25 protein-coding genes and 1 tRNA gene are annotated in these 23,565 nt (G+C 40.5%); 14 read left to right on the top strand and 12 right to left on the bottom strand.

Annotation, left to right across the window (positions count from 1 at the left end; all coding sequences use genetic code 11):
* The first annotated feature begins 151 nt into the window (after positions 1-151).
* Both J0654_RS16125 and J0654_RS16120 read left to right on the top strand, forming a co-directional pair.
* Complete coding sequence (locus tag J0654_RS16125; protein WP_237686030.1) at positions 152-1,663, top strand: glycoside hydrolase family 32 protein; 1,512 nt, start codon at positions 152-154, stop codon at positions 1,661-1,663.
* A gap of 72 nt (positions 1,664-1,735) precedes the next feature.
* Positions 1,736-3,268 carry a pyruvate kinase gene (locus J0654_RS16120; protein ID WP_207030146.1) on the top strand — a complete coding sequence of 511 codons (1,533 nt, stop codon included), beginning with the start codon at positions 1,736-1,738 and terminating at the stop codon, positions 3,266-3,268.
* A 476-nt stretch (positions 3,269-3,744) separates the two neighbouring features.
* Here the strand turns inward: J0654_RS16120 and J0654_RS16115 are convergent, their stop codons facing one another.
* On the bottom strand, positions 3,745-3,972 hold the full coding sequence (locus J0654_RS16115; RefSeq protein WP_014032240.1) for a hypothetical protein: 228 nt from the start codon (positions 3,970-3,972) through the stop codon (positions 3,745-3,747).
* A gap of 290 nt (positions 3,973-4,262) precedes the next feature.
* Between J0654_RS16115 and J0654_RS16110 the strand changes: the two genes are divergently transcribed.
* Positions 4,263-4,559, top strand: coding sequence for a hypothetical protein (locus tag J0654_RS16110; protein ID WP_207030145.1), 297 nt, complete (start codon positions 4,263-4,265; stop codon positions 4,557-4,559).
* A gap of 83 nt (positions 4,560-4,642) precedes the next feature.
* Entirely contained in the window at positions 4,643-6,166 is a 1,524-nt protein-coding gene (locus tag J0654_RS16105) for a GH3 family acyl-acid amido synthetase (RefSeq protein ID WP_207030144.1), read from the top strand.
* On the opposite strand, the gene J0654_RS16100 is transcribed toward J0654_RS16105, so the two are convergent.
* From J0654_RS16100 to J0654_RS16075, 6 genes are all read right to left on the bottom strand, one after another.
* Positions 6,161-6,796: a hypothetical protein gene (locus J0654_RS16100; RefSeq protein WP_207030143.1), complete on the bottom strand. Its 636-nt coding sequence runs from the start codon at positions 6,794-6,796 to the stop codon at positions 6,161-6,163. The genes J0654_RS16105 and J0654_RS16100 overlap by 6 nt on opposite strands.
* Before the next feature lie 61 nt (positions 6,797-6,857).
* Positions 6,858-7,322 carry a hypothetical protein gene (locus J0654_RS16095; RefSeq protein ID WP_207030142.1) on the bottom strand — a complete coding sequence of 155 codons (465 nt, stop codon included), beginning with the start codon at positions 7,320-7,322 and terminating at the stop codon, positions 6,858-6,860.
* Between the two features lie 92 nt (positions 7,323-7,414).
* Positions 7,415-8,836, bottom strand: a complete 1,422-nt coding sequence (cls, locus tag J0654_RS16090; protein WP_207030141.1) for a cardiolipin synthase — start codon at positions 8,834-8,836, stop codon at positions 7,415-7,417.
* 140 nt (positions 8,837-8,976) lie between these two features.
* Positions 8,977-9,231, bottom strand: coding sequence for a hypothetical protein (locus tag J0654_RS16085; RefSeq protein WP_207030140.1), 255 nt, complete (start codon positions 9,229-9,231; stop codon positions 8,977-8,979).
* A 47-nt stretch (positions 9,232-9,278) separates the two neighbouring features.
* Positions 9,279-9,440 carry a DUF1328 family protein gene (locus J0654_RS16080; RefSeq protein WP_207030139.1) on the bottom strand — a complete coding sequence of 54 codons (162 nt, stop codon included), beginning with the start codon at positions 9,438-9,440 and terminating at the stop codon, positions 9,279-9,281.
* A 172-nt stretch (positions 9,441-9,612) separates the two neighbouring features.
* A complete protein-coding gene (locus J0654_RS16075; RefSeq protein WP_207030138.1) occupies positions 9,613-10,308 on the bottom strand; it encodes an SOS response-associated peptidase in 696 nt (231 codons plus the stop codon).
* A gap of 195 nt (positions 10,309-10,503) precedes the next feature.
* On the opposite strand from J0654_RS16075, the gene J0654_RS16070 reads away from it, so the two are divergent.
* Entirely contained in the window at positions 10,504-11,541 is a 1,038-nt protein-coding gene (locus J0654_RS16070; RefSeq protein WP_207030137.1) for a helix-turn-helix domain-containing protein, read from the top strand.
* A gap of 41 nt (positions 11,542-11,582) precedes the next feature.
* Here J0654_RS16070 and J0654_RS16065 read toward each other — a convergent pair whose 3' ends face one another.
* On the bottom strand, positions 11,583-12,002 hold the full coding sequence (locus J0654_RS16065) for a hypothetical protein (RefSeq protein ID WP_207030136.1): 420 nt from the start codon (positions 12,000-12,002) through the stop codon (positions 11,583-11,585).
* Between the two features lie 111 nt (positions 12,003-12,113).
* On the opposite strand from J0654_RS16065, the gene J0654_RS16060 reads away from it, so the two are divergent.
* On the top strand, positions 12,114-12,356 hold the full coding sequence (locus J0654_RS16060; RefSeq protein ID WP_207030135.1) for a helix-turn-helix domain-containing protein: 243 nt from the start codon (positions 12,114-12,116) through the stop codon (positions 12,354-12,356).
* A gap of 378 nt (positions 12,357-12,734) precedes the next feature.
* The gene (locus J0654_RS16055; RefSeq protein ID WP_207030134.1) at positions 12,735-13,181 is read left to right on the top strand and encodes a hypothetical protein; all 447 of its coding nucleotides are present in this window, start codon (positions 12,735-12,737) and stop codon (positions 13,179-13,181) included.
* Here J0654_RS16055 and J0654_RS16050 read toward each other — a convergent pair whose 3' ends face one another.
* The 4 genes from J0654_RS16050 to J0654_RS16035 form a co-directional block, all read right to left on the bottom strand.
* Positions 13,182-13,784 (bottom strand): PaRep2b protein, encoded by a 603-nt coding sequence (locus tag J0654_RS16050; RefSeq protein WP_207030133.1) that lies wholly within the window; start codon positions 13,782-13,784, stop codon positions 13,182-13,184.
* A 135-nt stretch (positions 13,785-13,919) separates the two neighbouring features.
* Positions 13,920-15,071, bottom strand: a complete 1,152-nt coding sequence (locus J0654_RS16045) for a hypothetical protein (RefSeq protein WP_207030132.1) — start codon at positions 15,069-15,071, stop codon at positions 13,920-13,922.
* An 18-nt stretch (positions 15,072-15,089) separates the two neighbouring features.
* A complete protein-coding gene (locus J0654_RS16040) occupies positions 15,090-15,335 on the bottom strand; it encodes a hypothetical protein (protein ID WP_207030131.1) in 246 nt (81 codons plus the stop codon).
* Positions 15,336-15,614: 279 nt separating this feature from the next.
* A tRNA-Phe gene (locus J0654_RS16035) sits at positions 15,615-15,690 on the bottom strand.
* Positions 15,691-15,792: 102 nt separating this feature from the next.
* Between J0654_RS16035 and J0654_RS16030 the strand changes: the two genes are divergently transcribed.
* The 7 genes from J0654_RS16030 to J0654_RS16000 all read left to right on the top strand — a co-directional run bounded on the left by J0654_RS16030 (position 15,793) and on the right by J0654_RS16000 (position 23,565).
* Positions 15,793-16,521, top strand: coding sequence for a type III pantothenate kinase (locus J0654_RS16030; protein ID WP_207030130.1), 729 nt, complete (start codon positions 15,793-15,795; stop codon positions 16,519-16,521).
* Entirely contained in the window at positions 16,522-17,787 is a 1,266-nt protein-coding gene (locus J0654_RS16025) for a BamG family beta-barrel-assembly machinery protein (RefSeq protein WP_207030129.1), read from the top strand.
* Between the two features lie 103 nt (positions 17,788-17,890).
* Positions 17,891-19,261, top strand: a complete 1,371-nt coding sequence (locus tag J0654_RS16020; RefSeq protein ID WP_207030128.1) for a hypothetical protein — start codon at positions 17,891-17,893, stop codon at positions 19,259-19,261.
* Positions 19,261-19,863: an LPS export ABC transporter periplasmic protein LptC gene (gene lptC, locus J0654_RS16015; RefSeq protein WP_207030127.1), complete on the top strand. Its 603-nt coding sequence runs from the start codon at positions 19,261-19,263 to the stop codon at positions 19,861-19,863. Before J0654_RS16020 ends, lptC begins: the two co-directional genes overlap by 1 nt.
* Position 19,864: 1 nt before the next feature.
* Complete coding sequence (locus tag J0654_RS16010; protein ID WP_207030126.1) at positions 19,865-20,068, top strand: hypothetical protein; 204 nt, start codon at positions 19,865-19,867, stop codon at positions 20,066-20,068.
* 2 nt (positions 20,069-20,070) lie between these two features.
* Positions 20,071-21,360 carry a hemolysin family protein gene (locus J0654_RS16005; protein WP_207030125.1) on the top strand — a complete coding sequence of 430 codons (1,290 nt, stop codon included), beginning with the start codon at positions 20,071-20,073 and terminating at the stop codon, positions 21,358-21,360.
* Positions 21,361-21,444: 84 nt separating this feature from the next.
* The gene (locus J0654_RS16000) at positions 21,445-23,565 is read left to right on the top strand and encodes a peptidylprolyl isomerase (RefSeq protein WP_207030124.1); all 2,121 of its coding nucleotides are present in this window, start codon (positions 21,445-21,447) and stop codon (positions 23,563-23,565) included.

Genomic DNA, 23,565 nt, shown 5'->3' with positions numbered 1-23,565 from the left:
AAGTTATATCTATCCATTTATTGGTTTTTTTCTAGGATAAAGCAACGCTTATTTCCGTTAAAGAAAGAGATAAAATTTGTTTATCTTGATTAGCTCATTTTATAAAAAGGTAATGTACAGATACTTCTTCATCAGTTGCTTAATGTTAATTATGTTGGTTTCATGTAAAAACGAGCACAAGCAGGAATCGGTGCAAAATCAAGTAGAATCGAGCTATAAAGAGCAATATCGACCACAATTTCATTTCTCGCCCGAGGAAAAATGGATGAACGATCCCAATGGATTGGTCTATAATGATGGTTTTTATCATCTATTTTATCAATATTACCCGGATGATATTGTATGGGGGCCTATGCACTGGGGACATGCGGTAAGTACGGATTTGGTGCATTGGGAGCACAAGCCCATAGCACTGTATCCTGATCAAAACGGACTTATTTTTTCTGGAAGTGCTGTGGTGGACACAAAAAACACCTCTGGTTTTGGGGAAAATGGCAAAATACCTTTGGTCGCCATTTTTACATACCATTCCATGGATGGAGAAAAGGCTGGAAGAAAAGATTTTCAAACACAAGGTATCGCCTATAGTTTGGATAATGGTGACACCTGGACAAAGTATGCCGATAATCCTGTAATCGGTAATGAGGGAATCAAGGACTTCAGGGATCCAAAGGTGTTTTGGCACGAACCGTCAAAATCTTGGATATTGACGTTGGTTGCAGGCGACCATGCTAAGTTTTATACTTCCAAAAACTTAAAGGATTGGGAACACCTGAGTGATTTTGGAAGAACAAAAGGCGCTCATGGAGGGGTGTGGGAGTGTCCCGACCTTTTTCCATTAAAGATCAAGGGTTCGGATGAAGAAAAATGGGTATTGATCATCAGTATTAATCCCGGGGCGCCCAATGGCGGTAGTGGAACCCAATATTTTGTAGGTGATTTTGACGGCAAAACCTTTTCCACCGATCAAAAGGAACCCAAGTGGTTGGATTATGGAACCGATAATTATGCGGGGGTAACCTATAACAACGTACCTAATGGCGAGCGTATTTTTATAGGATGGATGAGCAATTGGGATTATGCCCGAGACACGCCTACCAAAAAATGGCGAAGTGCTATGACGCTGCCACGCAAGCTATCACTTTATGAATGGGATGACGACTATTTTCTGGCCAGTTACCCGATTGAAACAGTGGATAAATTGTCCAACCCTCCTTTAGTTGAACAAACTGAGGTTCCATCTGGCGAGACTTTCAGTGTGGAGACCAATGGGCTGAATCAATCCGAAATATGGCTGACAACAGCTTCAAAAAAGTTTAAAATATTGTTTAAAAATGCATCCAATGAGGTGCTCGAGCTGCACATGGACGTAGAGAACAGGAAATTTGAGGTCGATAGAACCTTATCTGGGAAAATCGATTTTCAGGAAGATTTTGGTGCAAGAAAGCATGTAGCTCCACTAATGGATGCTCAAAAAAAAGCACATGAACTGAGGATTTTTATGGACTGGTCGTCCATGGAATTATTTATTGATCAAGGTTTGGTCTCCATTACCGATCAAGTATTTCCTACCTCTCCTTATGATACACTGATTATTGTTAACGAGGATAACGAGGCTCCCATTCAAATAAATGCTGTCAGCCCAATGAAATCGATTTGGTAAAGTTTAAATGCACTGACCGATATCAGTTTTTTTGAAGTGTTTCCTTTTGAAATTTGCCATAAAAAATGAGGTATGGGCATTACACGGGAGCAGCTTCACAAAATGGCATTGCAAATAGATGAGGTCGTTGATTTGGTTCAACAACAAGATGCGGACAGCAGCCCTGTTGTAAAGCAGGTATGTCCCATTTATAAAAAGAGTGCCAAAAACCTCATGCATTATGCAACCTTTAGGAGTTTTGATGCCAGAAATATGCAAAGGGGTCTAAAAGAGTTGGGTTTGACCCGTTTGGCCAATTCCGAAGGAAATATTCTAGGCAGCCTTATCAATTTAAAGATCATTACCCATAGTTTGTTGGGGAGCAATCCCAACTTATCCCATAACGAGTTTTTATCCATCGGCGATGGAAATAAACTTTTAAAGAAGCATACCGACCAACTTTTTGGAAAAAGCGATAAAAGGAGACGGGTCCGTATTATGGTGACCATGCCATCCGAAGCAGCGACCGATTATAATATGGTTTTGGAAATGGTTGAAAATGGAATGGACTGTGCCAGGATCAATTGCGCTCACGATAATCCGGAAGTTTGGAAAGCCATTATAGCCAATGTGCAAAGGGCGGCCAACGAATGTTCCACTACAGTTAAGGTAGCCATGGATCTTGCGGGATCAAAGGTCCGAACGGGAACAATTGATTTCGGTGAAGTGGGTCAAGTGAAAAACGGTTCAAAAAAGAAGCGGAAGCCTTTTATTCTTTTGAACAAAGGAGATAAACTCATTGTATCCGGCAAGGAGGATAAAGCGACCTCCGCCAAGTATGATGATGGAGGGAATTTACTGAAACCGGCAACCATTGGTTGTGTGCCTTCTCAAATAATTGAACGTGTGGAGAAAGGGGCCCCAATTTTATTTGATGATGGCAGAATCGAAGGGGAGATTATGGAAACGGCCCCCGATCACTTCGAAGTGAAAATTACACGTGCCGATCCTGGTGGCACCAAACTGAAAGGAAAAAAGGGAATTAACCTACCGACTTTGGATTTGGGTATTTCGGGTTTGACGGAAAAGGACAGGGAGGATCTGAAATTTGTAGTGAAACATGCCGACATTGTCAACTATTCCTATGTGAACGATGAAAAGGATGTAAAGGACCTTCTTATGGTACTAAAGCGCTTGGGTGCAGACGAAGATTTGGGCGTGATACTAAAAATAGAGACCAATTTAGCGTACAAAAACTTGATCAACATCCTGATTACTGCAATGCAACGAAAACACTTAGGTGTGATGATCGCAAGAGGAGATTTGGCTTTGGAAGTAGGTTGGAAAAATATGGCACTGGTACAGGAAGGTATCCTGTCCTTTTGCAGTGCAGCCCATATTCCCGTGGTATGGGCAACCCAGGTTTTGGAAGGTCTGGCAAAAAAAGGAATGCCATCCAGGTCGGAGATAACCGATATCACATCATCTGTTCAGGCCGAATGTGTAATGTTGAACAAAGGTCCTCATATTAACGAGGCCATTTCTTTTTTGGATGAAGTTTTGTACAACGTGGAAAATTCCCATGATAAAAAAGAAGTGATGTTGCCTAAAATGGAATGGAAATAAAAAGGGCGCCTTAAAAAAGGAGCCCTATTGAGAACATTACTATCCATTGTCGAATCTGGTCGATGCGCTAGTGTTTAGTATAGCTTAATTCATATACAGGTAGATACTGCTTAATAGAAAGTAAATGGATAGCGCAATAACAATATACCAGAACAGATATCCCAGTTTTGTATCTATAGTGTTCATTTTTTGAGTGTTTGCTATTTAGTTGAGTTAAACTGCTCCTCTAAATTATCCAAAAGATGGGGCAAACAAGCCATATTTTTATTTGTGGCAGTAAATGGGACATAACTGGTAATAAAAGTTATGTAAATGGGAAAACCTATTTTTTGATAATAACATCCCAAGCGAAAAGTAGATAAGTCGCTTACATTTAATGAATTGTTTCTGCAGTGGGAGAGGGGAACTAAAACTTTAGGAAGGATGTTTGTTAGGAAGAACCAACACCCTTCCTTAAAAAGTATATGTGGTAGAAATTAAACTAAAGGGGAACCCTTTAGGCGCTTTTCTATCTTACGCTTTTTAGCAGTAATGTTCTTCATGGTTTCCATTAATTTGGAATCCTTGGTTTTTTTATAGATCTCGTTAATGGAAAGAATCAAGCTTTTTGCTTCCCTTGAGGCCTTAACCCTATCGCTGGTGGACATGTGGCTCATTGGCCTTTTTTCGAACTCTTCCGCCTTTTCTAGTAATTCGTGGGTCATTTTTTGTTTTTAAAATTATTCGCAATCGGCTAAATATAAGAGTTAGTTTGATATTATTTGCCTATGGAACCATTTGATTTTCATATTTATGAAAACATTAAGAAGTCGAATCCGGTAAGTCCTATAGAAATCTAAAAAAAGTCAAAAAAAGTAAATCTTGCCATTCTCCGATTGATGATCTCATCTAGATTTTCGGACAAGGATTATTTTTAACCCTCAACTATGTTAAAATAACGTAACCCCATTGTAAACTCAATATTATTTAAGCTATTTTCGTTTAAAAATCGAACTTGGAAATAATCTGGAAAACGTCAGGGAGAAAAAGCCCCTGGAATCATGAGCACAGCATAGATTTGGAATATGATCTACGACTTCAGGTGGTCAGGATACTGATTGATGAGGCAGAACACCTCATGGATTATCTTTCTTTGGTGGTCATGGAGATAAACCTGTTAAACGGCCATGTATCCGTCAATGAAGAAACACCAGAGCCTCTTTTTTCCAAAATCTCCAACAATTTGGAACAGCCCAAAACCAAGGAAGTCCCGAAACAGACCTCACCGTTGTCGACTAAGGTCAACGTTTAAGATCATATAAGTCAATCTAAAAATGGATTGAGTAAATGCTACCTTCAGGATATGGGTAATTTTATAAAAATAAGTTACTCAGTATGGCAATTATTGGAAATATCATAAAAGGGGTGATTGAGGCCAGAGAGGCCTTGAGCAAAGACACAAGCCCTGTTGAAGAGCAAAAAAAGGTCTTGAAAGAATTGTTGGAAAAGGCCAAGGATACAAAGTTTGGGGAACACTACGATTTTGCTTCCATCCTAAAATCCGACAATCTTCAAAAGGCATTTTCCGAGGGGATACCCTATCATGATTATAAAAAAATCACCGAAGAATGGTGGAGTAAGACCATAGAGGGCCAACCCGATGTTACTTGGCCCGGTAGCCCCGATTTTTTTGCACTCTCTTCGGGAACTACGGGAAAAAAATCCAAAAGGATTCCTGTGACCAAAGATATGCTGGATTCCATCACAAGGGCTGGCAGACAGCAGGTATTTGCCATGAGTAATTTTGATATGCCCGCCGATTTTTTTGAAAAAGAAATTATGATGTTGGGCAGTTCCACAAATCTTCAGGAACGTGATGGAAAAAAGGAAGGTGAGATCAGTGGAATCAGTGCCAGTAATATTCCATTTTGGTTTAAAAAGTATTACAAGCCCGGAGATCAAATAGCTAAAATCGATGATTGGGACGAGCGCGTACTGTCCATCGCAAAAAATGCCAAAAAATGGGACATTGGAGCTTTGAGCGGCATCCCGTCTTGGATGGAACTCATGCTTAAAAAGGTGATAGACTATCATAATGTGGACAACATCCACGAAATATGGCCCAATTTGCAAGCCTATACTTCCGGCGGAGTGGCATTTGACCCGTACGAGAAAAGTTTCAATGCACTGTTGGACCATCCCATTCAGATTATTGATACCTATTTGGCATCAGAAGGGTTCTTTGCCTGCCAAAACAGGCCGGAGACCACCGCAATGAAACTGATTACGGACAATGGTATTTACTTTGAGTTTGTGCCGTTTGAGCCGCAATATGTGAACCAAGATGGATCATTGACGGATGATGCACCCTCCATAACCTTGGATGATGTCGAGGAAGATGTGGATTACGTGCTGATCATTTCAACAGTGTCTGGGGCTTGGAGATACATTATAGGGGATACCATCGCCTTTACCGATGTGGAACGGGCTGAAATCAAAATTACGGGACGTACCAAGTTTTTCATGAATACGGTGGGTTCCCAGCTTTCGGTAAACAAGCTGAACGATGCCGTAAAGCATTTGGAGGAAGCGTTGAACATAAAGGTGCCGGAATATACCCTTTGCGCCAAGCGTTTTGATGATGGGTTCTACCACACTTGGTATTTGGGTTCCGACAACCCATTGGATGAAGAAAAAACCGCAAATGTTCTGGACAGTTATTTAAAAGAAGCCAATAAAAACTACAAAGTGGCCCGAAGCAAAGCTTTGGAAGGGGTAAAGGTTACTTTTGTGCCCCAGCAGCTGTTTGCCGATTGGAACGGGGCCAACAAGAAAAAAGGCGGTCAGGTTAAAATGGAACGCGTTATGGGCGAAGAACGCTTCGAGGAATGGGAAGCATTTGTTGCTCAAAAATCATAATAAATTATTGTCCCTAATGGAATCCTGGTGCTCCACCATTTCCATAATTTCGTCTGGGGAGAGGTAATACTGCTTTATACGGGCTTTGTAAACATCGTCGATTTCGGAATGGTTTAGGATAAACCGTTTTGTTTTCAGGATATATTCGGACATGCCCCGGGACACTGCAAAAGAGTCGGCTGCCCGTTCGGCTTTTTTTACGAATTCCTTTAAGAGTACATATCGGATACCAAAACCTATGAGATTGAGATTGCCACGTTCTTGATAATCCATCACATGGCCAAGCTCATGTCCTATCCAACCGATCAGCACATCCCGCGGCACATCCACTGTTTTAAATTCCGCTCCGGAAATCTTGAACTTTTCACTGATCAAGATCACATAGCTTCTTTTGCTCCTGGGCTTTAGCAGTCCACTCCAAGTGGGCTGAGCCTGCATCACTGATTTTTTGATGTTCTTTTTGAACTTGAATGCTATGGGAATCCCCTCGAGTTCGGAAAAATGTCCAAGGGCAATCTCCACCTCGTCCTGTATGCTTTTTGGTATGGTAGTTTTGGGTTCTTTCAAAATATGGACAACTAAAAATACAGCGATGATCGCTAGAAAAAGTAGTTTTAGTTTTCTTCTCAAAATTTAAGGGTTAGAAAAGGGCAAATTATAATTTGCCCTTTTTAATTAGATTATACTGTGTTTAGAACTGGTACCGTAGTCCGAGAGCGATATCCAAATCCAGGTCGTCCGAGTAAGTGTCATTGAAACCAATTTCAGGCCTCATATCAAGCGAAACCAATAATGGAAAATCAAAATCGTACTCAATACCTATGTCACCTGCTACTAGAGCAAAGGTGCCATCAACTTCTCCGGCATCAAAAGATCCCAAACCACCACCGGCACCAACATACCAGTTAAATCCTTCGTCAATTGGCATTACCCATTGGTACAGCCCCACTAGTTTAAAGGCTTCCACATTGTTGGAATCTCTCCAGCCAAGGTCGAATTCCAGTCTATTGTTTTCGTGCAGATAACGCTGATAGGAGATTTCACCTCCAAATCCGTCGTTATCGCCCACCCTGATACCCAATGCATTTTTAGATATGCTCTGGGCGCTTAGGGTTGTCGCTCCGATTAAGAATAGAATTAAAAATAGATTTTTCATGATTGTTTTATTTTGATACTAAGTTAACCTGGACCTTGTGTTGGGGTTGCCGTAAATCAGCTAATGATTGATGCAGACCATTATTGGGAATACTAGATCAGGGGTTTTAAAAATTTGAAGAGCCCCTCGAGGAATTTTTGCCAAAGGGTTCTGTTCAGGAACCGTTCCAAGGTAACTGGGCTGGCTTTTTCACAGATTTTTTTGAACTCTTCCGTCATTTCCCTGTTGATTTCTTTGTTGTACAGTAAAATATTGGTCTCATAGTTGAGTTCAAAGCTGCGAATGTCGAAGTTGCCGGAGCCAATGGAGACCAGGTCATCATCCACGATCATTATTTTGCTGTGGGAGAAGTCGTTCCGTAAATAGATTTTCACCCCGACCTTCAGCAATTCTTCGAAATGGGAAAACATGGCAAATTTGGCTGCTTGGGAATCAGATTTTTTAGGAACCAAAAGAGTGATTTCCACTCCTTCGAGCGCGATGATTTTTAGGCTCTGCAAAAACGCTTCACCGGGAACAAAATAGGGGTTGGCTATGCATATGGAACGTTTCGCCTGGTTCATCATGCCTATATATTGTTGCATAATGGTAGGGTGCTTGGAATCTGGTCCGCCAGCGACCACTTGGGCATTGACGTTGCCTGCGGCTTGTTGTGCAGCAACATAGTTGGAGATATTAAAATCCGCTTTGTTGCTCGCAAAAAAGTAATCCTTTAGAAAAATAAGGTGCAGATCGTTTACAATGGGGCCTTCCAGTTTTAAATGGACGTCTTTCCATTTACCCAGTCCATTTTCCCGTTTTATGTATTTGTCGGAAACATTCACCCCTCCGGTAAAAGCCACGGTATTGTCTATGATCACAATTTTTCGGTGGTTTCTAAAATTAAGGGAGAACAACAGGTTCCTTATCCGAATGGGCATAATGGGATATATTTTTACCCCGATATCCTGAAATTGTTTTCTGGGGCGGCCCCGTAATTTATAGCTGCCGAGCGAGTCGTAAATAATTCTGATTTCTACACCTTCTTTGATTTTTCTTTCAAAAAGGTCCAGCATTTTATCCAAAAGCGTGCCCCTCTCCAAAATGTAATATTGCACATGGATGAATTTTTGGGCCTCTTCCATGGCTTTGAACAAAACGTTGAAGGTTTCCCCGCCATCTTGTAAGACCGATACCTTATTGCTGGATTTTGCAGTGGTACTGGAACTGGCCTCTATCAATCGGTTGAGCCTTTCCTTTCGGATATCATCATCAAAATGCGCTAAAAACGCTTCTTGCTCGGAAATTTTAGGCTGGGCAAACTTGTTTCTTTTTTCAAATTCCTTGGTGTTGTAGAACTTGAACTTTCTACGGTTCATGCCAAAAAGATAGTAGAGTATGGCCCCTAAAAAGGGCAGGATGATAATGGCCAAAGCCCAACTAATGGAACGCGAGGGCCGCCTTCCGTGATAAATAATGGCTCCGATCGCCCAAACGGAAGTTGCAATGTACAGGATGGTTAAAAAGGTCTTCAAAAAAAATGGTGGTGTTTCTGTTCTCTAAGGTATGAACGAATATCGGTATATCCTTCCTTTAGTAAAAATACCGATGAACGCAAACAAAAAAACTCTGGCCAAAACTGGCCAGAGTTATGCTTTGTCAGTTGTGAAATTTCTTAGGAGTCGGTAGCGTCCTCAACTTCATCCTCCACGTCTTCAGCAGCATCTTCTACGTCTTCAGCGGCATCCTCCATTTCGTCCCCAACATCTTCTGCGGCATCTTCAAGATCGTCGGCGGCATCCTCGACCCCATCTTTTACGTCTTCTATGGCCTCTTCGGCCTTATCTTCTTTGGTTTCCCTGCAACTGGTCAAACTTAAGGTAAGTACCGTTGCCAAGAGCATTGTAAATATTCGTATCGACTTTTTCATGTAGTTTCTGATTTTAGGGTTAATGATTTCTTTTAGTGTGTGTTGTTTTATAATTTTTTTCTTCCTGTTATCAACGAAATGATAAACAATACAATGAATATGAAGAATAGGATTTTGGCAATGCTTGCCGCTCCTGCGGCAATTCCTCCAAATCCGAAAATACCGGCAATAATGGCCAATATTATAAAAGCGACTGTCCAACGTAACATAATGATAGTGTTTAGTGTTAATGCCTGACTAGCTCTTAATCAGTACATTACAAATATCGTTTACTTGTGCGTGGTAGCTTGCCGCTATACCTTTTTATGTTGACTCAATAGCGGATATGGGTGATTAAAAGGGTGTAAAGTTCTCAGATTAGACTGTTTGGCCGCCTGTTTTTTACTGTTGAGACCCCGCGAGCAAGGATTCAATTTGCTGGCTCGGGGCCAAATTTTTTAGAAAGAATTGGTTGTCCAAGCGCTTGGCTTCCAAATTGATGTTATGGGGGTCCTGAACAATTTGTTTCAGCTCATCAACAGTTGCGTTCTGGTTCAACCATGTTGCAGCCTGTTCTTTAGGAACTATGACCGGGGCCAGATTGCTAATGTTGTGGTAACTGGAAACAAACGGGTCGGTCTTGGTCACCATTACCGCGGTGCACAAAAAACCGTCATGCAACACATTGTAGGTGCCTGCCAAATAAAATGGTTTTTCGGAGGGTCGGTAAATATGGTAGCTGTAGGTGTTGCCGTTTTCCAGCAGATGCGTGTAAAAACCGGTCACAATAATCAAACAACGCCTTTTTTTGAAGGATTCCTGCATCCAGGCTACGTTTTCCAGTTCCTCCAACTGCACGTTCAAGGTGTTGGCATTATCCTGGAAATTGTGCCAATCCTCTTTAAAATCCTGTGGCATGAGCCCCCAAATGGCAAAAGTTATCTTATTGGGTTTTTCCATGGGCACCACGCTAAGGTTGATTTCGTGAAAACCATTGATGATAGGGTTTGGCCGGTATAAATTCGGATATCTGAAGGGAATTCCAAACTCCTTTTCTATCGCGTCTTTCCCTGCCTCATTTGAAAGTTTGTAAATCATAATCTTCTTGCATCTAGGTACCAAGTAAGGATAAACCATCAAAAAAGATTGACTCAAACCAATTTAATTGTGTTGCTATTCATTTTTTTATTAAAACTATGATAAAGGTGTGCCCCTATGGTTGTGCACTTGCCAACAAAGCCTATCTTTAGGGGTTAAGACCAATAATTGAACAAAAAGTAGGAAGACTTTTTAATGATAAAAATTAAAGTAGACGCCCACGATACCGCAGAATCGGTTGAGCAGATCAAGAATGCCATTGGAGGCGAAATAACCGAAAGATGGGGACAGCATTCCTTAAATGTTTCCAACGATAAGGCAAACGGAAGTATCCGTTTTATCACTTTTGACTGGGGTGTGAGTTTATTGGAACTCGATATCACTTTTTTTGACGAGGTACTGATCGAGGTGGATACTTCCGACTTTAACCCCATTAGCTTTTATTACTGTTTGGAAGGGTATTGCGGACATAAGTTCGGGTACCAGCCGGAAGACGATATTAAGATCATGGAGCAGTTCCAATCGGTGATCCTGACCAATCGCGATGGCGGTATAACGGACAGATACTTTCCCAAGGACATAAAAATAAGCCAGACGGTGATACAGGTGCGCAGAAAACCTTTTTTGCGCAAAAGGTTGAACCAAGGGGAGGAACTCAACAAGCAACTGTACAAGGTGTTTTTGGATACCGATCACGAAAAGGTATTTGCCTATTATGGATCGTACAACCTCAAAATTGCCGAGGTAATGGCCGAAATAAAAAAGATCAAGGCAAAGGGAATGGTCCGTATTATGATGATCGAGGGGTATGTGTACCAGATCCTATCCATGCACATGATCCAGCATAACAAGGAGGTGCAGAACAAAAGGCCCCAGACCAGTTTGCTGAAAAGGGAATTGAAGAAGATCCGTAGCTATGCCAAAAAAATAGAGAAGAACATTGCAAAGGACTTTTCTTTGGAAGACATCTCTGCCGAAACCGGCCTTACCCAAGCAAAGCTGCAAGAAGGGTTTAAACTGCTTTACAACAAAACGGTTACCGAGTACATACGCCATGCAAGGCTGGAACTCGCCCGTGATTACATTGCCACCACCGAAATGAACATTTCCGAAGTGGTCTATTCCATTGGCTTTACCAGCAGGAGCTACTTTTCCAAGATCTTTAAGGAGAAATACGGTTTGAGCCCGAGTGAATTCAAGAACAGCAAAAAAAGCGCTGAGGTCGTAGGGTAGCAATTACCTATCTGCCCAATAAATTCGCCACCAAGGGGAGTTCAGCACCGTTCCAGGGTACAAATGCCCTGGTACACATGGGTTACCGCTACACAACGTAAGGGGTCCGGGGCATCTATAGTAAAGCATAGCCGCAATTGCTCGCCATCCACGTACAGTTTGCCATGGCTCAAGGGCCGGGGCAGGGACTGCATTGTAATATGTTGGCACTCCCCAACATGGGGCATTCGGAATTTAAAGGAAAAACTGAACACCAGATGGTCCAGCACCGTGAGTTCCGCTACGCCTTGGTGTAGGGTTTTATGGAGGGCGATACGGCCATGCTGCCGCTGCACTTGGTTAAGGAACTGCCCGTTTTGATGGTTACGGATGGTAAGGTTGGCAAAGGTGATCTGCAAGGGGGCAGGGGAACTTTGGTTTAGAAAGTCGGTAAAAGTGGATAAAACGGGAATGGGTGGCATAGTAGATTGTTAGATTTTGGGATTCTCTAAATTCAAAAATAATAAAAAGGTTGTAAACAACCCGTTATATACAATTCGTTGTATAAAACTTCTTGTATGCATTTTTGATATATGTCAAAGCGTGAACGAAAAAAGGAAATCCCAGCCTTTTGTATTGAATTCGGGAAACACCTCAGAGCATTAAGGATTAAAAATGACTTGAGTGTTGAAGAAATTGCTTTCAAAGCAGGAATAGATGCTCAGAACCTACGAAAATATGAGTTGGGGAAGCAAGAAATGAAAATTTCTATGCTTAAGAGAATAGCTGATGCTTTTGGAATAACTACTTCCGAGTTGTTGTCTTTTGACAAATAATTTCTCCATCATTGGTTCGAAGCATTCTAATTTTCAAAATCAAACGGCAGGGAAAATTTCACCCGTCTCCAATAGTTGTAGCGGTAGGTATTGAATTCATTGATAATTACTATATGGTTGACATTTTAGTTGATTCATTTGCTTTTTCGAACGTCACAAATAGGGTAAAACAAAGAAAAATGATTATTTTTTGGTCATGAGAAACACTATCCTATTATTACTATTGGTGCCATTCACAATGTTTTCACAGGCAACCATAGATTCAGTAAACCAAACGATTTATTTAAGGCAGGTTCATGAGATTGGCCTTAGCAAGCAAGAACTAAAAAAAAAGAAGGCGATGAATGGGTGGCCCGGTCATTCAAGAATTCAAATTATGTGACTAGAATAAACAATGCTGACCAGATTTTAGCAAAGGGAGGCTTTTCAGTTGGTGCTGATTTTACCGCTTATGGCACAACTATTTATGTTACGAGAGACATTAATTTCACTTTGGATCTTCAATTTAGAGAAGGGAGATACAAAATTGAAATCATGGACCTTTCTATGTCTACTAGCGGAGTAGAAATACCTTTTATCTTCATGAATATGGATTTTGAGGCATATAGGGATTATAGTCGAAAAGTGCTAACTGAAACAGATATGCCTGGTACTAAGGCGGCATTAAAACGATTGAATAATGATAAAAAGGCTCGAAAGGATTATGATGGTCAAAAGAATCATTATGATCAAATTTTCCCTCAGATTGTAGATGAAATCGAAAGTATTGATTCATCTTTATTGGCTTATATGAAAAGTGAGGTCAAGGCTGATGATGATTGGTGATTAATTACTCTTTTTATTGCCATATTTTTTCCATGCATCCCTAAGGTTAATAGCAATGGATGTCAGTTGGTATCCCGGCCCTTGTTGGGTGCCATGAGAAACCATGCCAAAATAAAGTGCTTCCGCTAACCCTGAAGGAACTAGAAATTTTAAATCAGAAGAATAATTTTCATTCTCTACGACATCCATAAGTTCATCTGAAAAAGATGATTTAATGGCATGACAAATTAATCTTAACTCGGCGTTATCAATGTCGCCGTTAAGGAATGCTTCAAAAGCCACAGCCAAATATTCAACTTTAACCATAGAATCACTATGTTCGATGGAAGTATAAAGGGCTTCTCCAAATTTTACTCTACGATTTTGATCTTTTTTTGATTCGTTAATAAGCCTTTCTTTTTGCTTCTCATTAATGCTTCCCAATTTATCGATAAAAGTTTTCACTTTGTTGAGATAAATCTTGTCACGGATGCTTTTAACCCCTTTGATAATATTAATTGATGTCCCTATTACCGGTATTTCCTTCACTACTTCATTATCAACCAAGGAATCCAAAATAAATTCGCCGCTATCTGTTAAAAAGTTTTCTAAAGAATCATTCATCTTACGGTTGTTTTATGCTCATAAGGTTAAGGGAGTAGTTATTAAGTCGTGAACTCAGGTATGAATCTACTTCATTAGAAGAAATTTCTTCAAATGGTTCGGTAAAGCAAGAGATATTTATTTTTTGAAAATTGGTTATTTTAGTGAATCTTTAGAATTCTCCTCCTTTTTTTCTACGTTGACAAACTTGAAAACTAGAATGAAAAAAACTATAGCTGTAAGGCCAAGTACAGAAAAAAAGCCATAGATGTCAAAAATCCACAAGTATTGAATAGAAGATACGATAACTCCTATGATATTAGCAGTTAAAGTTACCTTCCTTTTGCTTGATTCAATTGGAAAAACAATGTTTTGGAATATGGCTTTAAAAATTGAAAGAAGAACCCATGTATTAATTGAAAATCCAATTTTGTCCAGTATTGAGTTCAATTTTATAAACGGAAAATCTTCTAAAAAAAATAAGGATACCAATATGAAAACCAAGCCATAGTATGATATTTCAATGAGCCACCAGACAACATTTCTTTTCCAAGATTGATTCTTTTCTCGATTTACGTAGGTCAAATTCATATTTAACATTCGATTGAAGGGAATGCATAATGTATGACCTGGTATTGGAACTAGTTGATAGTTTCCATTGTCATCAAACTTATATCGGTTAGTATCTTCCAAAAAGATGCTCTCAAGTTCGTTTGTTTCAGAATTAATAAAATAGTCAGTAATTTTTCCGCTGTACATTTTGGCTTTTCCATTTTGGTCCACTAGTATATCTGCATCAGTATACCAATAAACCATCCCTGACTCTTTCGGTGCTAATTTGACTTTTCCACGTATAAAATAGTACCAATAGTTTTTATATTTCAATACAGGAAATAATGATCTTAAAAAGTTTGATAAAGCTGCTTTTCTAAAAACTATTCCTATAAGAATAGCAGCAATATATACCCCTAAAATTAGAATTAAGAAGTCCTTATAAACAAGAAAAAATTTACTGGACTTGGGAATTTCATTATTTGATAGTAAGTCAAAAATTTCTTTAATAGTTGAATATGATATAGCTGACAACAACTTTTTTCCTGAAATCACCCTCAATAGGTAAAAGAAAAAAGAGCTTGCAAGCAGGACCATAATGCTACTGAAGATGGTCCAAATGAATCGTTCCATTAAATTACCCTGTGAGAACTCTTTGTTAAATTCTCCAGTAAAGTAAAATCGTCTTAATAAGAAACCTGGAATTATAAATATGGAAACATAAAAAATAGTGTGAAGTGCAATATTAAACTCCATTTGTCACACTATTTAGTTTTAAGATATGTTGATTACAACCTCGGTATCGTCAGAAAGGGTAATTTTCTTCTTTTTCATTGAAGAGTCTTTCTTCAACTCTTGAACAGTGTCATCAATGAGAATTTTATCCGCGGGGTTTTTGAGAACACCCTTGGCCTCATGACTAATCACAGTATCTTCTCTTATAAATTGAGAAAATAAGGTGCCTGCTAGCAAACTATATGCTAAGTTTAACTTCTCTGGTAAATTTTCAAAAAAATGCATAATTAACCCCTTGTCTCTAAAAATATACAATATTAATTAATTAACGTAAAATTCAACAAATTCTTTTGTAAGAATAGTCGTCATTAATCTGGAAACCTTTCAATTTCAAAATCATCAATCATTCTTCAAATAAATTTTCTTAGTACTAGAACAGCAGATTATCTTACAAAAAAACCTCTTGTGAAGAAATAATTTCAAGCAATTGGATAATTGATAATGTCAACGAAATTGTCAACCAAAAAACAAAACCCCCACAATCCTTGTGGATGCGAGGGTTTGTGGTGGTACCTCCAGGAATCGAACCAGGGACACACGGATTTTCAGTCCGTTGCTCTACCAACTGAGCTAAGGTACCAAGCTTTATTAAGCGGGTGCAAATATAATTTCAAAATTAGGATATACAAACAAAAACCCGAAAAAAAGGTTCTGATTTTTTCCAATTCCCGACCTTTGTACCATGAATCTGGTTATCGATATAGGGAATACCTTGATCAAATACGCTGTTTTTGAGAACAGAAGGATCATCTACGACCACAGCTTTGAGTCGGGATTGTTCCTTTCCAACATAAAGGAACTGTTCGAGAAATATCCGCGGATCAACCATGCCATTATATCATCTGTCGGTAAACTGGACCGGAAAGAAAGGGATGTAGTGGCCCTGTTCTGCAGAGTGCACGTGCTCACGAGCCAATCCAAAGTTCCCTTTAAAAACAGTTATGCCACTCCTACAACTTTGGGGGTGGATAGGATTGCCCTGGCCACGGCGGCCTATTACCAAAACACGAGGGGCAATACCTTGGTCATTGATGCGGGAACCTGCATCACCTACGATATGGTGAACAATGCGGGGGAATATGTCGGCGGAGCCATTTCGCCCGGTATTCGGATGCGGTACAACGCCATGCACAACCAAACCGCGGGACTTCCTTTGTTGGAACCCGAGGAGCTGCTGGATTTTATCGGCAACTCAACCGAATCCTGCATGCACAGTGGTGTGATCAACGGGGTGGCCCAAGAAGTGGATGGGGTGATCGATCAATATCAATCTCGTTTTCAAGATTTAACAGTTATTTTAACAGGCGGAGACTCCCATTTTTTTGCCAAAAGGCTAAAAAACACCATATTTGCGAACTCCAAATTTCTCTTGGAGGGACTTAATTGCCTACTGGAATACAACACAAACTGAATGATTAAAAAAATTCTGATCGCTTTTTTTTGCGTTACTGCCCATGGTTTGTTCGCACAAAATGGAACCATTTCGCCATATTCTTACTTCGGAATAGGCGATCACCGGGACAACGGTTCGGTGGACAATCAAATGATGGGCGGTATAAGTATGTATGGGGACAGTATCCATATCAATTTGACCAATCCAGCGGCATACTCCAAGCTTAGGTTAACCGCATATACGGCAGGGCTTTCCCATAAAGAGTACCGGTTAAAGGACTGGACAGAGGAGCAAAATGTTTCCAAAACCAACTTGGATTACCTTTCCATTGGTTTCCCGATCGCAAAGAATGCAGGGTTCGGTTTTGGTATTATGCCTTATTCATCTGTAGGGTATAACTTGAATGCAATTTCGGTAAATGGTCAAGGTTCCGAAGTCACCAATGTGTATACGGGATCAGGCGGGCTCAACCGATTGTATGCCTCCATAGGGTTCGAACCTATTAAATACCTGAGTCTAGGGGTAACGGCCAATTTTAATTTTGGTACGCTGGAATATGAAAGGGTTCAAAGTGTCGAAGGGGTACAGTTTGGGACTCTGGACAATCGGGAGTCCAAAGTAAACGGGTACGATTTTAAATATGCCTTAAACTATACTCCTATTATTAAGGATAAATATACGCTCTATACCTCTGTTTTGGTGAATACCCAGGGTAATTTGGTCTCAAAAAACAACCAGCGCTTGGGGTCGTTTTCGTTGGATACAGGTGCTAATGTAGAGGTGGTCGATGTAAACCTGGACGCATCCAACCTAAGGAACACGGAGTTGAAAATACCGACCAGAACAACGGTTGGTCTTGGTTTTGGGGAAAATAAAAAATGGTTTCTTGGGGGTGAGTACAGTTTTCAAAAAATGAGCGATTTTGACAATACGTTCCTCGGCTTGGAGAATGTAACATACAATGATGCGAGTACCTATGCCTTTGGAGGGTACTGGATTCCTGACTATCGACCTCTTTCAAGCTACTTTAAACGCGTTACATACCGTGCCGGGCTTAGGTACGATGTAAGCGGTTTAACGGTCAACAATAAAGAAATTAACAACTTTGGCATAACTTTTGGATTAGGTTTACCACTAGGAGGGGATTTCTCCAATCTAAACCTAGGTTTTGAACTCGGAAGGCGTGGAACAACCGATGCAAACCTGATAGAGGAAAGTTATTTTAAAGTCAATATAGGCTTATCGTTAAATGATAGATGGTTTAGACAGAGAAAAATAAATTGATAGCCCCTTTTTTTAAAAATTTGATAAATAACCACCCATAGAAGGTCCTTCAGGAGGATTTTTTAATGAAAATTTGTACTTTAACAGCTTTAAAATTAGTAAGATGAAAAAGAGACACTACTTAACAATGATAATGGTCACCATGTTGGCGGGATTAAGTATGGCCCAAGCGCAGAACCCCGAGTGTATGACCAATCTGTCGATTTATGCAGAACACGTAAAGGTGAAAAACTATGATGCAGCTTATGAACCATGGAAAATGGTTTACGAAAGTTGCCCGGACATTAACAAGGCAAATTTCTCCTATGGAGAGCGAATCCTGAAAGCGAAGGTTGAAAGCTCAACAGGAGCTGAGAAGGATGCATACATCCAGGATTTGTTGGACTTGTACGATAATAGTCTAAAGTATTTCCCAACAAATTACACCAAGGCAGGTGTTGCCATCGACAAAGCTTTGTTGATGTACGAGAACAAAATGGCTTCCGATGAGGAGTTGTTCAATTTGTTGGATAAAGCTTTTCAAGAAGATCAGTCCAACTTTAAGAACCCAAGAGCCTTATATCTTTATTTCTCTAGCTTGGTGGATTTGCACGATGCCGGTAAAAAAGACCTTCAAGACGTATTTACAACATACGATGATGTTACTGGAAGAATTGAAGCAGAAAACCAAAAACTTACGGATATTGTAACTAAGCTTCTTCCAAAAGATTCTTTGGGCACCTTGACTTCTAAAGAAAAAAGAGCCCTTAGGGTTGCTACGGTGAATTCTGAGTCTTTTGGTAAAGTAGCAAGCAGTGTAGATTCCAAATTGGGTGCACTTGCAGATTGCGATAACTTGATTCCATTGTACGAAAAAAGCTTTGAGGAAAAGAAGGATGATGTAAAATGGGTAAAGCGTGCCGTGGGTAGAATGTTCTCCAAGGAGTGTATAGACGATCCAATGTTTAGAAAGTTGTTCGAGGCCCAGTTGGCTTTGGATCCATCTGCCGATGCTTATATGTACGGTGGTGCACTTAAACAAAAGTCTGGAGATATGAACGGTGCACTTGCTGACTTCAACAAAGCGGTAGAGTTGGAAACTGATTCCTATAAGAAATCCGATATCCTTTATAAAATTGCCACTACGGTTAGAAATAGCAGCAAGTCACAAGCAAGAAGTTACGCACTTAAAGCTATTGATGCCAACCCGGCAAACGGTAAGGCATATTTGTTGATCGCCAACTTGTATGCAACCAGTGCCAATGCCTGTGGTAGTACTCCGTTCGAAAAGAGAGCGATATACTGGAAAGCTGCCGACATGGCAAGAAAAGCTGGTCGAGTAGACCCTGCTTTGGGTAGCAGAGCAAGTCAAACTGCGGCAAGTTACGCAGCCAAGGCCCCATCCAAAGAAATGATTTTCAGCTCAGGAAAAGCTGGTCAAACCATTTCCTTCAGCTGTTGGGTAGGCGGTAGTGTTACAGTACCTAACTTGTAGTGAAATACACATCAAAACATATTTTAAAGAGCTTTGCCACGGTTTTTACCGTGGCAATCCTTTTTATATCCTGTGGTGATGACTACGAGAGGGTTGGGGAAGAAGCGGTAAAACCCTTGTTTCCACAAGGCGTGGCCCAAAACTTCACCTTGACTTATACCGAGACCATGGAGGCGATGGGAACCCAAGATTCTGCAACTACACGGGTGATAGCGGTTCTTACCAGTCCGTTATCCGAGGATTTTGATAATCAAAGATTTAAATTCCGTACCTTTCCTGAAGGGCTCCAGGTTGATTTTTATGATGAAAAAAATCAGAAAAGTGTGATCGTTGCCGATTACGGTATTGTATATTCTCAGACCAATTTGATAGATTTGCAAGGGAATGTTGTTGTGGAAACACATGATGGTAAAAAGCTGGAGACCGACCAATTATATTTTGATAGAAAGAACAATTGGGTTTTTACCGAAGCCGCTTTTACCTATACCAACCCCGAAGATGGTACCGTAATGGACGGTGAAGGAATGGATTTTAATAAGGACTTCACCTTTTTTAAGGCCCATAAAACTTACGGCCTAATGACGATTAAAGAAGAAGAATAGTATGATCAAGATTTTAAGATACACAGAATACCTTTATTTGGCGGTAGCCGCCATTTCCATATATAAGATCGCCACACTTTGGAGCATAAACCCAAAGGATACCTACATATTTATCTTCTTTGCGGTCGTATCTATCGCTATGTTCGCTTTTAGAAGAAGATATCGAAAACGTTTTGAACAGCGAAAAAAGGATAATCAACAATAGCATTGGATTCTTCCATTATCATCATCGTTCTTTCCCTGCTGTTTTCAGCATTTTTTTCCGGAATGGAGATTGCCTTCGTTTCGGCCAACAGGATCCATATTGAAATAGAAAAAAAACAGGAGGGCTTTCTGGCCAAGGTACTTACCTGGCTTACCGATAAACCTTCAAAATTTATTGCCACCATGCTCATTGGCAATAATATAGCATTGGTCATCTACGGCCTTTTTATGGGTGATTTGTTAATGGAGTGGTTTCAGGGGATGCTTCCTACCGATTATCAGTTTCTTAACGTATTGTTGACCGATTTCAGCTTACTGTCACAAACCATTATTTCTACACTCTTGATCTTGTTGACCGCGGAGTTTCTGCCAAAAGTCTTCTTTCAAATCTATTCCAATGCATTGCTCAAGGTATTTGCGGTACCTGCCTATTTTTTTTACCTCTTGTTTTCGGGGATTTCATGGTTCGTAATTAGAGTTTCGGATTTTATTTTAAAAATATTTTTCAAGGACGAAGGGGATGAAGTACAATTGTCCTTTACAAAACTGGAACTTGGGGATTATATCACCGAACAAATGGAAACCGTTGAAGAAGAGGACGATGTGGATTCCGAGATCCAGATCTTTCAGAATGCATTGCAGTTTTCAACCGTAAAAGCACGAGAGGTGATGGTTCCCCGTACCGAAATTACCGCCGTGGAACAGAACGAGACACCCAAAAACTTGACCAAGCTCTTTACGGAAACCGGTTATTCCAAAATCTTGATATTTAAGGAAAGCATCGACGAGATTATCGGATATGTACATTCCTATGAGCTCTTCAAAAAACCAAAGACCATCAAAAGCATACTGCTGCCCGTTGAGTTTGTTCCAGAAACCATGCTCATCCAGGATATTTTGAATGTGTTGACCAAAAAAAGAAAAAGTATGGCGGTTGTTCTCGATGAATATGGAGGCACATCCGGAATTTTAACGGTCGAGGACATTATCGAGGAGCTTTTTGGGGAAATTGAAGATGAACACGATTCCACAGATCTTTATGAAGAGCAAATCAGTGAGAACGAGTATAAGTTTTCAGCTCGAATGGAGGTCGATTACATTAACGAAAATTATAAACTGGAACTTCCGGAAGGGGAAGAATACGAGACTTTGGGTGGGTTGATCGTTAACCAAACAGGGGAAATACCGGAGCAGGATTCAGAAGTCACGGTAGATAATTTTACTTTCAAGATTTTGGAGGTGTCCAATACCAAAATAGATTTGGTAAGTGTGCGCGTTCATGCTGAAGATTAATAATTTCCGACCCTTTTTTAGCTTTCCTATTTGAAAAGAAAGTGGTATTTTCGCCCACTGAATTTAAAGAAAACAAGCAGTAAAATGGCAATATTAGAGAATATTAGAAAACGAACAACAGTTCTGATTCTAATTATTGGTTTGGCGTTGTTCGCATTCGTAATATCAGGAGTATTCAGCAGTAACAATTTTGCTGGTGGAAAAGTGGGCTCCTCGGTTGCAGAGGTAAATGGAGAAAATATTCCGATCGATGAGTTTCGAACGCAAGTAGAAACAGCTTCCAGAAGATATGGACCCACAGTTACATCCACACAGTTGGTGAACATGGTTTACGAGCAAGAAGTAAGAAAAACCATTTTGAACCAACAGTTCGAAGATTTGGGAATTGATGTGGAAAGCGATCAGATCGTTGATTTCGTAAGAACATCCGGATATGCCCAAATTCCAGACTTTCAAGATGAAAATGGAGTTTTTAATGCGGAAGTTTTTAAAAGTGCCATTGCAGACTGGAGAGCCAACGACCCTTTGCGTTACGATGCCTGGTTGCAAGATGAGGCATCCATTATCCAAGCGGCCAAAGAGCGTATGTATTTCAACTTGGTAAAAGGAGGGGTGACTGCTACCCTTACGGAAGGCAAATTGGATTACAATATGGCCAATGACAAAATTGACCTTCAGTATGTACGTATACCTTACACATCTATTGAAGATAGTGAAATTGAAGTCTCCAAAAGCGAGATTCAATCTTATATAAACGACCACAAGGCTATGTTCCAGCAGGAGAAGGCACGCGACATTCGCTTTGTGTATTTTGAAGAAAAGCCATCTGCAGAGGATGAGAGCAATGTAAAAGCTGAGATTACCGCATTGATGGACGATTCTGTTGAATATTCAGAAGCAAAGGATGCCAACGATACTATTCTTGGTTTTAGAAACACCAACGATATGGCGGCTTTCCTTGATAGATACTCCGATACTAAATTCGATACCATATACAAAGCCAAAAGAGACTTGCCTGCTGTTGTGGCAGACACATTAATGGCCATGAATGTTGGTGAAGTATTTGGACCATACACGGATGGGGATTTTTATAAAGTTTCCAAGATCATGGACAAGAAAGCCAATGGAACGGTAAAAGCAAGTCATATCCTAATCACTTGGGAAGGGGCGGAACGTGCCAACCCATCTATAACCAGAACCAAAGAAGAGGCAGAAGCAGAGGCAGAAAGATTGTTGGCCGAAGCCAGAAAAGAAGATGCGGTCTTCACAGCTTTGGCAAGAGAAAATTCCGATGGACCTTCTGCTCCTCGTGGAGGAGACCTTGGTTATTTTCAAGAAGGTGTAATGGCGGACGAGTTCAACGATTTCTGCTTCGGTAACCCAACGGGAACAGTTGGTTTGGTAGAAACTCAGTTTGGGTATCATGTTATTAAAATAGACGATAAGCAAGATGTAGTTCAAATTGCCACTATGGCAAGGGAAATAGAACCATCTGAACAAACCATCAACACCTTGTTCACGGATGCTACCAAATACGAAATGGCCGTGATGGATGCGGAGCCAGAAAACTTTGGTGACATTGCAAAGGAAAGCAACTACACGGTGAGACCTGTAAACAAAATAAAGGAGATGGAGGAGAATCTTCCTGGTCTTGGCTCTCAGCGTAGTATTGTTCAGTGGGCGTTTAACGATGACACCAGTGTTGGCGACATCAAACGTTTTAACGTAAACAATGGTTATGCCGTAGTGCAGTTGACCAAGAAGTATAAAAAAGGACTTATGGCTCCCGAGGATGCATCTGCGAGTGCATTGCCGGCCATTAGAAAAGAGCGTAAAGCAGCGCAGATCATTGCGGCCAATGAAGGGAAAACCATGGAAGCCATCGCATCGGATAACAATGTGACCCAAAATACCGCTTCAGCGGTTACCATGTCATCGCCAACCATTCCTGGAGCTGGTAGGGAACCTTTTGTTGTAGGTAAGGCCTTTTCCATGGAGCAAGGACAAACCTCGGATTTGATCGAAGGTAATAGTGGCGTGTTCATGATCCAAGTGACCAACAAAACCGAAGCACCGGATGTGGAAAACTACAGTACCTATGCCCAAAACTTACAGGGTGGTACGGCCGCGCGTGTAAATGGAGCAGTTTACAATGCTTTAAAAGATAAAGCTGAGATAGAAGATAAGAGAGCTACGTTCTATTAA

It is taken from the genome of Flagellimonas profundi, assembly GCF_017313275.1.
Taxonomy (GTDB): domain Bacteria; phylum Bacteroidota; class Bacteroidia; order Flavobacteriales; family Flavobacteriaceae; genus Flagellimonas; species Flagellimonas profundi.
Note: the sequence above shows the minus strand (reverse complement) of the source record. Positions and strands in the feature narration are given on the sequence as shown.

Coding starts and splice junctions, on each gene's coding strand:
- J0654_RS16040 (WP_207030131.1), bottom strand. CDS start 15,335: ATGCATTTTTTTGAAAATTTACCAGAGAAGTTAAACTTAGCATATAGT.
- J0654_RS16095 (WP_207030142.1), bottom strand. CDS start 7,322: ATGAAAAATCTATTTTTAATTCTATTCTTAATCGGAGCGACAACCCTA.
- J0654_RS16000 (WP_207030124.1), top strand. CDS start 21,445: ATGGCAATATTAGAGAATATTAGAAAACGAACAACAGTTCTGATTCTA.
- J0654_RS16105 (WP_207030144.1), top strand. CDS start 4,643: ATGGCAATTATTGGAAATATCATAAAAGGGGTGATTGAGGCCAGAGAG.
- J0654_RS16020 (WP_207030128.1), top strand. CDS start 17,891: ATGAAAAAGAGACACTACTTAACAATGATAATGGTCACCATGTTGGCG.
- J0654_RS16085 (WP_207030140.1), bottom strand. CDS start 9,231: ATGAAAAAGTCGATACGAATATTTACAATGCTCTTGGCAACGGTACTT.
- J0654_RS16075 (WP_207030138.1), bottom strand. CDS start 10,308: ATGATTTACAAACTTTCAAATGAGGCAGGGAAAGACGCGATAGAAAAG.
- J0654_RS16115 (WP_014032240.1), bottom strand. CDS start 3,972: ATGACCCACGAATTACTAGAAAAGGCGGAAGAGTTCGAAAAAAGGCCA.
- J0654_RS16125 (WP_237686030.1), top strand. CDS start 152: ATGTTGGTTTCATGTAAAAACGAGCACAAGCAGGAATCGGTGCAAAAT.
- J0654_RS16080 (WP_207030139.1), bottom strand. CDS start 9,440: ATGTTACGTTGGACAGTCGCTTTTATAATATTGGCCATTATTGCCGGT.
- J0654_RS16010 (WP_207030126.1), top strand. CDS start 19,865: ATGATCAAGATTTTAAGATACACAGAATACCTTTATTTGGCGGTAGCC.
- J0654_RS16050 (WP_207030133.1), bottom strand. CDS start 13,784: ATGAATGATTCTTTAGAAAACTTTTTAACAGATAGCGGCGAATTTATT.
- J0654_RS16120 (WP_207030146.1), top strand. CDS start 1,736: ATGGGCATTACACGGGAGCAGCTTCACAAAATGGCATTGCAAATAGAT.
- J0654_RS16045 (WP_207030132.1), bottom strand. CDS start 15,071: ATGGAGTTTAATATTGCACTTCACACTATTTTTTATGTTTCCATATTT.
- J0654_RS16065 (WP_207030136.1), bottom strand. CDS start 12,002: ATGCCACCCATTCCCGTTTTATCCACTTTTACCGACTTTCTAAACCAA.
- J0654_RS16025 (WP_207030129.1), top strand. CDS start 16,522: ATGATTAAAAAAATTCTGATCGCTTTTTTTTGCGTTACTGCCCATGGT.
- J0654_RS16070 (WP_207030137.1), top strand. CDS start 10,504: ATGATAAAAATTAAAGTAGACGCCCACGATACCGCAGAATCGGTTGAG.
- J0654_RS16060 (WP_207030135.1), top strand. CDS start 12,114: ATGTCAAAGCGTGAACGAAAAAAGGAAATCCCAGCCTTTTGTATTGAA.
- J0654_RS16030 (WP_207030130.1), top strand. CDS start 15,793: ATGAATCTGGTTATCGATATAGGGAATACCTTGATCAAATACGCTGTT.